The sequence below is a fragment of the Streptomyces sp. NPDC002669 genome (assembly GCF_042889165.1).
Classification (GTDB): domain Bacteria; phylum Actinomycetota; class Actinomycetes; order Streptomycetales; family Streptomycetaceae; genus Streptomyces.
The window spans coordinates 1-10,010 of record NZ_JBIAQQ010000060.1 but is presented as its reverse complement, the minus strand read 5'-3'; the positions used below and the strand labels follow the sequence as shown (position 1 = coordinate 10,010).

Here is a 10,010-nt window from a genome sequence, read left to right as displayed (position 1 = left end):
GCGCCGCCCCCCCCCCCGCCCCCCCCCCCCCCCCCCCCCCCGCCCCCCCCCCCCCCCCCGCCCCCCCCGCCCCCCCCCCCCCCCCCCCCCCCCCCCCTCGCCTCGGTCACCGCTTCGACGTGCCTACAGCGCGCCGAACCCCACCCGGCGCGTGGCGGGCTCGCCGATCTCCACGTAAGCGATCCGGTCGGCCGGCACCAGGACCTTGCGGCCCTTTTCGTCCGTGAGGCTGAGCAGCTGCGTCTTGCCGGCGAGAGCCTCGGCGACCGTGCTCTCGACTTCTTCGGCGGTGAGCCCGCTCTCCAGAACGATCTCCCGGGGAGTGTGCTGCACCCCGATCTTGACCTCCACGGCTATGTCCCTCCGACGGTCAGTCCCTGCGCGGTGCACCGCGCCGTACGCAGCACACATTAGCCCGCTGCGGGGAGCCCTCAGTGGTCGGCGGGCAACGCCCGCAGCGAACACGGGCGGCGGCCGCCGCCCGTGCCCGCAGCCGGAGCCCGCCGGGCGGCGGGTCCTCAGTGCTGGTCGATGCCGTGCAGCGGGAAGCCGGCGATGCCCCGCCAGGCCAGCGAGGTGAGCAGCTGCACCGCGGTGTCGCGCGGAATGGCGGACCGGCTGGAGAGCCAGTAGCGGGCGACCACCTGGGACACCCCGCCCAGGCCGACCGCGAGGAGCATGGACTCGTCCTTGGACAGCCCGGTGTCACCGGCGATGACGTCGGAGATCGCCTCCGCGCACTGCAACGACACCCGGTCCACGCGCTCGCGCACCGCGGGCTCGTTGGTCAGGTCGGACTCGAAGACCAGCCGGAACGCGCCGCCCTCGTCCTCGACGTAGGCGAAGTACGCGTCCATCGTCGCGGCGACGCGCAACTTGTTGTCGGTCGTCGACGCCAGTGCCGTACGGACCGCCTGGAGGAGCGCCTCGCAGTGCTGGTCGAGCAGGGCCAGATAGAGCTCCAGCTTGCCCGGGAAGTGCTGGTAGAGCACCGGCTTGCTGACTCCGGCCCGCTCGGCGATGTCGTCCATCGCGGCGGAGTGGTAGCCCTGGGCCACGAACACTTCCTGCGCGGCGCCCAGCAGCTGATTGCGTCGGGCGCGGCGGGGCAGGCGAGTACCCCTCGGGCGCGCCGCCTCGGTCTGCTCGATGGCTGTCACGCCGCCTCCCAAATTTGTGATCGAACACAGCCTTTCCGTGCACGCTGCGCCGTACAGCCATCGTACTTTTGGGTAACCCGGGTGTGCGCGGCGCGGACGCAGAATTTCACGGACCGGACGGCTGCGGTAGCCACAGATTCGACGATCCACGGGACAAAGCAGGTCGCATCAGCGGTAATCGTCCTCATCCTGTGTGACAACACGGGCCTGTTCCGCGGCATCGGCCTCGTCGGCGCTGGTCCGGTCGATGTCCGTGAGCGGTTCGTCGTGCTGCTGCTGGAGATCGGTGCGCTGCTCGGCGGCGTCCGCCCGGGGCGTCTCCTGGTCCGGTTCGTCCGGCTGGACGTCCTCGAAGGTCTCCGGGTCGCTGGGGTCGACCGTCATGGGGACTCCCTTCCTCGCTTCGAGCGTAGAAGCTGGACCCCCGGGCCGCTACGTGGTCTGTGACGGCGAACACATGAATCGGGGTGTGATCGTCTCGTAACATTGCCGCATGTCTTCGACCGAGCTGCCGGGAGTCCGTGCCGTCGTCGCCGCGGTGCCGCCCGTGGTGAGCGCCGTGAAGGTCGCGGAGGGGGAGGAGATGCGCTCCGTCGCGCTCCCGGGGCTGACGCTGACCGTACGGTCCCGGCCGCCGGGGCGCGAGGGCCTGCCGCCCGCGCTCTTCGTGCACGGGCTCGGCGGCTCCTCGCAGAACTGGTCGGCGCTGATGCCGCTGCTCCAGGACGTGGTCCACGGGGAGGCCGTCGACCTGCCCGGCTTCGGCTGCTCGCCGCCCCCGGACGACGGGAACTACTCGGTCACCGGGCACGCCCGTGCCGTGATCCGCTTCCTCGACGCCGAGGAGCGGGGGCCGGTGCACCTGTTCGGCAATTCGCTCGGCGGCGCCGTGGCCACCCGGGTCGCCGCGGTCCGGCCCGACCTGGTGCGCACCCTCACCCTCGTCTCGCCCGCGCTGCCCGAGATCCGGGTGCAGCGGTCCGCCGTGCCGACGGGCCTGCTCGCGCTGCCGGGCGTGGCCGCCCTGTTCGCCCGGATGACCAGGGAGTGGACCGCGGAGGAGCGCACCCGCGGCGTCATGGCGCTCTGCTACGGCGACCCGGCGCGGGTCTCCGAGGCGGGCTTCCGCGAGGCGGTGGCCGAAATGGAGCGCCGGATGGAGCTGCCGTACTTCTGGGACGCGATGGCGCGCTCGGCGCGTGGCATTGTCGATGCGTACACGCTCGGCGGCCAGCAGGGACTGTGGCGCCAGGCCGAGCGGGTGCTCGCACCGACCCAGCTCGTCTACGGCGGACGGGACCAGCTCGTCTCCTACCGGATGGCGCGCAAGGCGGCCGCGGCCTTCCGCGACGCCCGGCTGCTGACCCTGCCCGACGCGGGGCACGTGGCGATGATGGAGTACCCGGAGGCGGTCGCCCAGGCCTTCCGGGAATTGCTCGACGAATGCGGCGGGAGCTGATCCGGGGCGTGGGACGACACAGCCGAAAGGGCCCCAAACCCTCGGAGTCCGGCACCGGGGCCGCCACCGTCGACACGGGCGGTGAACGCGAGGGCATCGGGCCCGGTCCCGGCACCGGGCGGCGCCGGAGGGCGGCGGACGCCCCCGCCGACGCGGACGGGCACGACCCGTTCCCACAGACCGGCCACGTCCGCGGCGGCCACCCCGAACAGCGGGAACCCGGCGGCGGCTGGGGTACCGGGCCGCAGCCCCGGTACCGCGAGCCGGGCCACCGCCCCGCGCCGCCGCGCACGGCGCCCCCGCAGCAGTCCCCGGCCGGTGCCCGGCCGCTGATACCGGGCCCGCGGCGCGAGTTCGTCGAAGCCTTCGACGCCCCGCCCGCGCCGCGCGGACCGGTCGCTCCGCCGGCCCGCCCGGCCGATCCGTACGCCTCGGTCGGCGCGTGGGACGAACGGCCGCCCGGTGACGACGCCGATGCCCCGGCGGACGACAGGGACGGCAAGGGCATCAGGGGCCGCACCTTCACCGGCATCGCGGCCGCCGCGGTGACCACGGTGCTGGCCGTGATCGTGGCCGGTCAGGTCGCCCAGGACCACGACGGCGGGTCCGCGCTCGCGCAGACCCCGGGCGTCGAACGGGACGGCACCGACGGCGCCTCCCGCTCGGACGACCGGTCCACCCCGACCCCTGCGAAGGTCAAGCCGCTCTCGTACGAGCAGAAGATGGCCCGCCCCTATCCGCTCGACCCCGGTCTCAAGGCGTCCGGAAAGTTCGAGACGGTGCCGGGCGTCGCGAAGGCGCCGGGGCGCGGACACAAGTACCGCTACCGGATCGACATCGAGAAGGGCCTCGGCCTGGACGCCGGGCTCTTCGCCAGGGCCGTGCAGGAGACCCTCAACGACGACCGCAGCTGGGCGCACGACGGGGCGATGACCTTCGAGCGGGTCTCCTCCGGCAAGGCGGATTTCGTGATCACCCTGGCCAGCCCCGGCACCACCGGCGTCTGGTGCGCCAAGTCCGGCCTGGACACCACGCAGGACAACGTCTCGTGCGACTCCGCCGCGACCGAGCGCGTCATGATCAACGCCTACCGCTGGGCCCAGGGCTCCTCGACCTTCGGTCCGGACAGACTCTTCGCCTACCGCCAGATGCTGATCAACCATGAGGTCGGCCACCGGCTGGGCCACAACCATGTGAGTTGCCGCACGCCCGGAGCCCTCGCCCCGGTGATGCAGCAGCAGACCAAGACCCTGGACCTCGACGGGGTCAAGTGCCGTCCCAACGCCTGGGTCCACCCGGGCAGTTGACCCGGAAGGGGGCGGACCCGCGGACGCGGCGGGTCGTCCCCGCCTCGTGGCCGGACCCCGGTGCGGTCCGCGCGGGCGGCGCGTCCACGCTCATGTGCTGTCCGAATGCTGGGATGGGCGTCTCGAATCGCGTTGACATCGGTTCGAGCGGTGATCCATATTTCTCGGCATGTCACACCGCCCCGTCACCCCCGACAGCCCGGCCATAGAGCTGGCGCTCATCGGCGTGACCGGGCACAGTGTCGCCGACATTCACTGTTGCTGACGCCTGCCCGAGCGCGCGTCCGCCCGCCGTCCGAGCCCCGAAGGGGCCGGGTCGGCCACGCACGACCGCCGCGCCGGGCGCACCTTGCCCGCAGGCGCGGCAGTCCGGTTCCCCCGGTCGATTCCCTCACGTGACGACCATCTCCGGCCGCTCTCGCCCTGCCTGCGGAATCCTTCAGTCCGTTTCTCCAGGCAGTCATCCGAGAGGTCACCTTCCGATGCGTCAACCGTCCGTCATATCGCGCCGCGTGGCAGCGGCCACCGCAGTCATCGTCGTGGCAGCGGGTGCCGCGGCCTGCGGGCCCGAGGACAGCAAAGGCGGCGACGGGAACTCCGGCGCGGCGGGCAAGCCCCGGAAGGGCGGCACCCTGACCGTCCTGAACAGCAAGCCGCAGAGCGACTTCGACCCCGCACGGCTCTACACCTCCGGCGGCGGCAACATCCCCTCCCTCGTCTTCCGCACCCTCACCACCCGCAACCGCGAGGACGGGGCCGCCGGTGCGAAGGTCGTCCCCGACCTCGCGACCGACCTGGGCACCCCCAGCAAGAACGCCACCGTGTGGACGTACACCCTCAAGGACGGCCTGAAGTACGAGGACGGCACCGCGATCACCAGTGCCGACATCAAGTACGGCATCGAGCGCTCCTTCGCCGCCGAACTCTCCGGCGGCGCGCCCTACCTGCGCGACTGGCTGATCGGCGGCGCCGACTACCAGGGTCCGTACAAGGACAAGAAGGGCCTCGACTCGATCGAGACGCCCGACGCGAAGACCATCGTCTTCCACCTCAACAAGCCGGAGGGCGAGTTCCCCTTCCTGGCCACGCAGACCCAGACGACCCCGGTGCCCGAGGCCAAGGACAAGGGCACCAAGTACGAGGAGCACCCGATCTCCTCGGGCCCGTACAAGGTCGTGAAGAACGAGGGCGACGGCGAGCGCCTGACCCTGGAGCGCAACCCGCACTGGTCGGAGGCGACCGACGAGGAGCGCAAGGCGTACCCCGACCGGATCGAGGTGCGCTCCGGCCTCGACTCCGCCGTCATCAACCAGCGGCTGTCCGCGTCCCAGGGCGCCGACGCCGCCGCCGTCACCACCGACACCAACCTGGGCCCGGCCGAACTCGCCAAGGTCACCGGCGACAAGAAGCTCGCCGCCCGGGTCGGCACCGGCCACTTCGGCTACACCAACTACATCGCCTTCAACCCGAAGGTGAAGCCGTTCGACGACCCGAAGGTGCGGCAGGCGATCTCGTACGCCATCGACCGCTCCTCCGTGGTCAACGCGGCCGGCGGCTCCTCGCTCGCCGAGCCCGCCACCACCTTCCTGCCGAACCAGGCGGCCTTCGGCCACACGCCCTACGACCACTTCCCGGCGGGCAAGTCGGGCAACCCGGCCAAGGCCAGGGAACTGCTGAAGGAGGCCGGCCACCCCGACGGGCTGACCGTCACCCTCACGCACTCCAACGACAAGGACTTCGCGACGAGCCCGGAGATCGCCACCGCGATCCAGGAGGCGCTGAAGAAGGCCGGCATCACCGTCAAGCTCCAGGGCCTGGAGAGCAACGACTACTCCGACACCGTCTACAACGTGAAGAGCGAGCCCGGCTTCTTCCTCGGCGGCTGGGGCGCCGACTGGCCGTCCGGCGGCCCGTTCTTCGCGCCGATCTTCGACGGGCGCCAGATCGTCAAGTCCGGCTACAACTTCAACTCCGGCCAGCTGAACGACCCCTCGGTCAACAAGGAGATCGACGAGATCAACAAGCTGACCGACCTGGACGCCGCCGCGAAGCGCTGGGGCGCGCTCGACAAGAAGGTCGGCGAGCAGGCCCTGACCGTGCCGCTGTTCCACCCGGTCTACAAGCGGCTGTACGGCGAGGCCGTCAAGAACGTCGTGATCAGCGACTGGACCGGCGTGCTCGACGTCTCGCAGGTCGCGGTCAAGTAACCATGGCCGACGCACTTCCGGCCGGGGAGGCGGGGGCCCTCGCGGCCCCCGCCTCCGGGGCCCATCCGTTCTGGCGGCGGCTGCGCGCCCGGCGCTCGGCCCTGGTGGCCGCCGCGGTCGTCGCCCTGCTGGTCCTGGCCGCGCTCGCCGCCCCGCTGCTCACGGGCATCGAGGGCCAGGACCCCACCACGTACCACCCCGACCTCGTCGACTCCGCCACCGGCGGGGTGCCGATCGGCTCCTTCGGCGGCATGAGCGCCGAGCACTGGCTCGGCGTCGAACCGCTCACCGGACGCGACCTGTTCGCCCGCGTCGTGTACGGCGCCCGGGTCTCGCTCGGCGTCGCACTGGCCGCCACCCTGCTCCAGGTGCTCATCGGGGTCGCCGTCGGTCTCGCGGCCGGGCTCGGCAACCGCTTCGTCGACCAGGCGCTGAGCCGGGTCACCGACGTCGTGGTCGCGCTGCCCGTCATGGTGATCGCGCTCGGCGCGCTGGCCGTCGTACCGGCGAGCTTCCCGCGCCCGGTCCTGATCGCGGTCATCATCGGCCTGGTCGGCTGGTCCGGCATCTCCAAGATCGTGCGCGCCCAGACGCTCGCGCTGAAATCGCTCGACCACGTGGCCGCCGCCCGGCTCAGCGGCTGGGGCTCCTGGCAGATCGCCCGTCGCGAACTGCTGCCCGCCCTGGCCGCCCCCGTCATCACGTACGCCGTGCTGCTCTTCCCGGGCAACATCGTCGTCGAGGCGGCCCTGTCCTTCCTCGGCGTCGGCATCAAGCCGCCCACCCCGTCCTGGGGACAGATGCTCAGCGACGCCGACACCTGGTACCAGGCGGCCCCCACCTATCTGCTGATCCCCGCCCTGCTGCTCTTCGTCACCGTGCTGGCGCTGACCGTCCTCGGCGAGGGCGTGCGCACCGCGCTCGACCCGCGCGCCGAGTCCCGGCTGCGGATCGGCACCGGCCGGAAGCGGGCCGGCACGGACCGGAAGCGGACCGGCAACGGAACCGGGACCGGCGACGGCACCGGCACCGGACGCGAGAAGGAGGCCGCCGCATGAAGTGGTTCCTGCTCAGACGCCTGGGCGGCGCGCTCTTCGTGCTGCTCGCCCTCAGCGTCGTCGTCTACGCGGCCTTCTACGTCGCGCCCGGCAACGTCGCGCAGATCGCCTGCGGTCCGCGCTGCTCGCCCGCGCAGGTGGCACAGGTCAGCGAACAGCTGAACCTGGGCGACCCGCTGTACGTGCAGTACGCGCACTTCCTCCAGGGGCTCTTCACCGGCCGCGACTACTCGACCGGGACCGGCGTGCTGCACTGCCAGGCCCCCTGCCTGGGACTCTCGTACCAGAGCGACCAGCAGGTCACCGAGCTGATCCTGGCCAAGCTCCCGGCCACCGCCTCGCTCGCCGTCGGCGCCTTCGTGCTGTGGATGCTGCTCGGCGTCGGGACCGGGCTGCTCTCGGTGTGGCGGCGCGGCCGTCCGACCGAGCGCATCCTCACCTGGATCACCCTGGCCGGCATGGCCACCCCGGTCTTCGTCATCGGGCTGCTGCTGATCATCATCACGGTCACGGCGCTCCGGATCCTGCCGTTCCCCGACTACGTGCCGTTCACCGAGGACCCGGAGCAGTGGGCCTGGAACCTGCTGCTGCCGTGGATCTCGCTGGCTCTGGTGTCCGCCGCCCCGTACGCCCGGATGACCCGGGCCTCGATGCTGGAGACCCTGGCCGAGGACCACGTGCGCACCTTCCGCGCGTACGGGGTCGGCGAGCGGGCGATCGTCGGACGGCACGCCCTGCGCGGCGCGCTGGCGCCGGTGATCGCGCTCGGCGCGCTGGACATCGGCTCGATGTTCGGCGGCGCCGTCCTCACCGAGTCGCTGTTCGGGATTCCGGGCGTCGGCCGGGAACTCGTCGACGCCGTGAAGCACGTGGACCTTCCGGTGGTCGTCGGCCTGGTGCTCGTCACCGGGTTCTTCGTGGTCCTCGCCAATACCGTCGCCGACATCCTGCAGGCGATGGCCGACCGACGGGTGGTACTGGCATGAGCCTGGTCGAAGTCTCCGGTCTCTCGATCTCGTTCGGCGACGTGCGCGCGGTGGAGGACCTGTCGTTCTCGCTGGAGGCCGGGGGCGCGCTCGGCGTCGTCGGCGAGTCCGGCTCCGGCAAGAGCGCCTCGGCGTACGCCCTGCTCGGCCTGCACCGGGGTACCGGCGCCGAGGTCGGCGGCTCGGTCCGGGTCGCGGGCGTGGACGTGAACGCGGCGGACGACGCGGAACTGCGGGCGCTGCGGGGCGCGAAGGCCGCGATGGTCTTCCAGGACCCGCTGTCCTCGCTCGACCCGTACTACGCGGTGGGCGACCAGATCGCCGAGGTGTACCGGGTGCACAACCGGGCCTCCCGCCGGGCGGCGCGGGCGCGGGCCGTGGAGGTGCTGGACCGGGTCGGGATTCCCGACGCGGCGCGGCGCTCCCGGTCGAGGCCGCACGAGTTCTCCGGCGGGATGCGGCAGCGGGCGCTGATCGCGATGGCCCTGGCCTGCGAACCCCAGCTGCTGATCGCCGACGAGCCGACGACCGCCCTGGACGTCACCGTCCAGGCTCAGATCCTGGACCTGCTGCACGGCCTGCGGCGGGAGACGGGCATGGGGCTGCTGCTGGTCACGCACGACGTGGGCGTGGCGGCGGAGTCGGTCGACGAGGTGCTGGTGATGCAGTCGGGGCGGGCGGTGGAACGGGGGCCGGTGGGCGAGGTCCTCGTGACGCCGCGCGAGCCGTACACGCAGGCGTTGCTGGCGGCGGTGCCGCGGGTGACGCAGCCGCGGGCCGTCCCGGGGGCCGCGGAGGTTCCGGATGCCGCGGTGGCTTCGGGCACCGCGGGCGACTCGGGCACCGCGGGCGGCTCGGGGGAGGCGGCCGGGGCGGCCGACGTGCTCGTCGAAGCCGTCGACGTAAGACAGGTGTTCGGCAGGGGGAAGTCCGCCTTCGCGGCCGTCGACGGCGTCTCCCTCACCGTCCGCCGCGGCGAGACCCTCGGTGTGGTCGGCGAGAGCGGCAGCGGCAAGACCACCCTCGGGCGGATGCTCGTCGGGCTGCGGGAGCCCACCTCGGGCCGGCTCACCCGCCGGGCCCGGGTGCAGATGGTCTTCCAGGACCCCGTCTCCTCCCTCAACCCGCGCCGCTCGATCGGCGAGTCGGTCGCCGACCCGCTGCGGGCCGCCGGGGAACGCGACGAGTCCGTGATCGGGGCCCGGGTGCGGGACCTGCTGACCCGGGTCGGCCTCGACCCGGAGAGCTACCACCGCTACCCGCACGAGTTCAGCGGCGGGCAGCGCCAACGCGTCGGCATCGCACGGGCGTTGGCCGCCGAGCCGGAGCTGATCGTCTGCGACGAGGCGGTCTCCGCGCTCGACGTGACGACCCAGGCCCAGGTGACCGCCCTGCTGGCCCGGTTGCAGCGGGAGCTGGGGCTCGCCCTGGTCTTCATCGCCCACGACCTGGCCGTCGTGCGGCAGGTCAGCGACCGGGTCGCGGTCATGCGGCGGGGCCGGATCGTCGAGGAGGGCGAGGTGGACGAGGTGTACGGGAACCCCCGGGACCCGTACACCAAACAGCTCCTGGCGGCCGTTCCCGCGCTCGACCCGGCGCTCGCGGCGGTGCGCCGCGCGGCCCGCAAGGAGCTGGCCGCCGCCTGACCCCGCGTGGCGAACCGCTCTCCCGGCGCAGGAAAACGCCGTCGGAGCGGGAAAGTTACGCCGGTTCACCCCTTCCGGTGGGGGGGGGGGGGGGGGGGGGGGGGGGGGGGGGGGCGGGGGCGGGGGGGGGGGGGGCGCGGGGGCGGGGGGGGGGGGGGGGGGGGGGGGGGGGGCGGGGGGGGCGCGG

At 72.8% G+C, this 10,010-nt stretch carries 10 protein-coding genes; 7 read left to right on the top strand and 3 right to left on the bottom strand.

Translation table 11 applies throughout. From position 1 onward, the window contains the following. Nucleotides 1-123 precede the first annotated feature (123 nt). The 3 genes from ACFYW1_RS38700 to ACFYW1_RS38690 form a co-directional block, all read right to left on the bottom strand. Entirely contained in the window at nt 124-351 is a 228-nt protein-coding gene (locus ACFYW1_RS38700; protein ID WP_389004483.1) for a DUF3107 domain-containing protein, read from the bottom strand. A 167-nt stretch (nt 352-518) separates the two neighbouring features. Then, nucleotides 519-1,160, bottom strand: a complete 642-nt coding sequence (locus tag ACFYW1_RS38695) for a TetR/AcrR family transcriptional regulator (RefSeq protein ID WP_389004481.1) — start codon at nt 1,158-1,160, stop codon at nt 519-521. 168 nt (nt 1,161-1,328) lie between these two features. After that, a complete protein-coding gene (locus ACFYW1_RS38690; RefSeq protein ID WP_389004479.1) occupies nt 1,329-1,544 on the bottom strand; it encodes a hypothetical protein in 216 nt (71 codons plus the stop codon). 109 nt (nt 1,545-1,653) lie between these two features. Here ACFYW1_RS38690 and ACFYW1_RS38685 point away from each other — a divergent pair, with 109 nt between their 5' ends. From ACFYW1_RS38685 to ACFYW1_RS38655, 7 genes are all read left to right on the top strand, one after another. Beyond that, nucleotides 1,654-2,619, top strand: coding sequence for an alpha/beta fold hydrolase (locus ACFYW1_RS38685; RefSeq protein ID WP_389004477.1), 966 nt, complete (start codon nt 1,654-1,656; stop codon nt 2,617-2,619). Then, the gene (locus ACFYW1_RS38680; RefSeq protein ID WP_389004475.1) at nt 2,604-3,926 is read left to right on the top strand and encodes a DUF3152 domain-containing protein; all 1,323 of its coding nucleotides are present in this window, start codon (nt 2,604-2,606) and stop codon (nt 3,924-3,926) included. Before ACFYW1_RS38685 ends, ACFYW1_RS38680 begins: the two co-directional genes overlap by 16 nt. A 169-nt stretch (nt 3,927-4,095) precedes the next feature. Further along, nucleotides 4,096-4,191 carry an Ms4533A family Cys-rich leader peptide gene (locus tag ACFYW1_RS38675; protein WP_389004473.1) on the top strand — a complete coding sequence of 32 codons (96 nt, stop codon included), beginning with the start codon at nt 4,096-4,098 and terminating at the stop codon, nt 4,189-4,191. Between the two features lie 217 nt (nt 4,192-4,408). Then, a complete protein-coding gene (locus ACFYW1_RS38670) occupies nt 4,409-6,133 on the top strand; it encodes an ABC transporter substrate-binding protein (RefSeq protein WP_389004471.1) in 1,725 nt (574 codons plus the stop codon). 2 nt (nt 6,134-6,135) lie between these two features. Beyond that, nucleotides 6,136-7,191 (top strand): ABC transporter permease, encoded by a 1,056-nt coding sequence (locus tag ACFYW1_RS38665; RefSeq protein WP_389004469.1) that lies wholly within the window; start codon nt 6,136-6,138, stop codon nt 7,189-7,191. Continuing rightward, nucleotides 7,188-8,177 carry an ABC transporter permease gene (locus tag ACFYW1_RS38660; RefSeq protein ID WP_389004467.1) on the top strand — a complete coding sequence of 330 codons (990 nt, stop codon included), beginning with the start codon at nt 7,188-7,190 and terminating at the stop codon, nt 8,175-8,177. The genes ACFYW1_RS38665 and ACFYW1_RS38660 overlap by 4 nt, the downstream gene beginning before the upstream one ends. Then, complete coding sequence (locus ACFYW1_RS38655; protein WP_389004465.1) at nt 8,174-9,823, top strand: dipeptide ABC transporter ATP-binding protein; 1,650 nt, start codon at nt 8,174-8,176, stop codon at nt 9,821-9,823. Before ACFYW1_RS38660 ends, ACFYW1_RS38655 begins: the two co-directional genes overlap by 4 nt. Nucleotides 9,824-10,010: the final 187 nt, after the last annotated feature.

Excerpts from the sequence above, each read along its gene's own strand:
- ACFYW1_RS38690 (WP_389004479.1), bottom strand. The coding sequence starts at position 1,544 with ATGACGGTCGACCCCAGCGACCCGGAGACCTTCGAGGACGTCCAGCCG.
- ACFYW1_RS38685 (WP_389004477.1), top strand. The coding sequence starts at position 1,654 with ATGTCTTCGACCGAGCTGCCGGGAGTCCGTGCCGTCGTCGCCGCGGTG.
- ACFYW1_RS38680 (WP_389004475.1), top strand. The coding sequence starts at position 2,604 with ATGCGGCGGGAGCTGATCCGGGGCGTGGGACGACACAGCCGAAAGGGC.
- ACFYW1_RS38675 (WP_389004473.1), top strand. The coding sequence starts at position 4,096 with ATGTCACACCGCCCCGTCACCCCCGACAGCCCGGCCATAGAGCTGGCG.
- ACFYW1_RS38670 (WP_389004471.1), top strand. The coding sequence starts at position 4,409 with ATGCGTCAACCGTCCGTCATATCGCGCCGCGTGGCAGCGGCCACCGCA.
- ACFYW1_RS38665 (WP_389004469.1), top strand. The coding sequence starts at position 6,136 with ATGGCCGACGCACTTCCGGCCGGGGAGGCGGGGGCCCTCGCGGCCCCC.
- ACFYW1_RS38660 (WP_389004467.1), top strand. The coding sequence starts at position 7,188 with ATGAAGTGGTTCCTGCTCAGACGCCTGGGCGGCGCGCTCTTCGTGCTG.
- ACFYW1_RS38655 (WP_389004465.1), top strand. The coding sequence starts at position 8,174 with ATGAGCCTGGTCGAAGTCTCCGGTCTCTCGATCTCGTTCGGCGACGTG.